Below are 1,261 nucleotides of genomic sequence, written 5' to 3'. Positions count from 1 at the left end.
GGTGTTTTAGTGACAAACGCTGCATGGTTTTTCGTAGTGTTGTATCCCTTCCAGACTTCATGTGGATCGAGGGCATACGCACAAACCTTACCAGCAACGGGGATTCTAACTAATGCATTTTTTGATTCTAAGTAATTGAGCCACCGAATAATTGTGCTTCTGCTAACTCCAAGTTTTTCAGCTAGGAATTGCTGATCCGCAACGACAGCGCCACACGTAGGATCGATATGCTCCGCTAAAAATGAGTACAGCTTCAGTGCTGATATGCCTTGGCTATCCTTCAACAGCTCTCGAACGCGTTCCCAACCTTTTGGGGATACCTGTGTAAACCTTGAATTCTTCTTTGCTTCTTCGAGATCCTCGGTGTTTTTCTTTGCCTCATCTGAAAGTTGTTTCAGCCGTTTTTCTGAATCAATAAACATGATTTTTCCCTCTGAAAATCCCATGCACTAACGTTGATTCAAATCTAAGCCATCATGATACATCTGTGCAACACCTTGTTGCGTGTTGTCGCATCCAGGATGCGACAACGTTGTGTCACCCTGGATGCAACAGGTAAACAAAAAACACACTAAAAAAACAACAACTTACAAATCGGCGTAAAAGATCTATTCTAGGCAAGGGTGTTTCGCTCAGCGCAACACCCTTTGGAGGTGTCGGGGCGCAGCCCTGACCCAGTCACGTAGCGATAGCGGAGTGTATACTGGCTTATTCCTCTGCAAGCCTCGTCAGCCGTGATTTTTGTTCGATTTCGTGCTCTCCACGTTCAACAGTTCCATCATGTTTTTGCCGTCCGTTCACCGCTAAAACGCCTCAGAAAGCGGGACAGGATGTGCAAATGTAATACCGTCACCCACGACGATATTCCGTTTGCCATCTGGTCTGGGCTGTGCCCCGACACCCATCAGTGCGTACGTGCTCAATCTAACTACCGGTTCTCTTCCGCTTCCTCGCCCACTCGCTCACTAACGTTCGGTCGCTGGGGCTGCGGCGAGCGGTGCCACCTCTCGCATGTTGTCGGTGATTCCGTCGTTGTTCTTTCGGGGATGAGTCGTCAGATAGCCCTTCAAACGCTCTCAGACGCACGAAACGGGTTTTAAATGCCCGCCAGGGCATGGGAGGCGCGAAAATGCGTTACAGAGGCTCTCAGGAGGTCAGGCGCGCCGATACCCCTAACCAGGGGCTTTCAGGTCGCCAGGAACCGCGCCAGCCCCCTGTAAAGCCTATTCGCACGGAACAGGCAGTTACTCGGTTGGCAGGT

General features: G+C 50.1%; 1 protein-coding gene. It reads right to left on the bottom strand.

Annotated elements, in window-relative coordinates; genetic code table 11:
* On the bottom strand, positions 1 to 446 hold a 446-nt coding region (locus ACFCV3_RS42715; protein WP_376041208.1), incomplete at its 3' end, for a helix-turn-helix domain-containing protein.
* Positions 447 to 1,261: the final 815 nt, after the last annotated feature.

The organism is Kribbella sp. NPDC056345 (genome assembly GCF_042262745.1).
Lineage (GTDB): Bacteria > Actinomycetota > Actinomycetes > Propionibacteriales > Kribbellaceae > Kribbella.
Note: the sequence above shows the minus strand (reverse complement) of the source record. Positions and strands in the feature narration are given on the sequence as shown.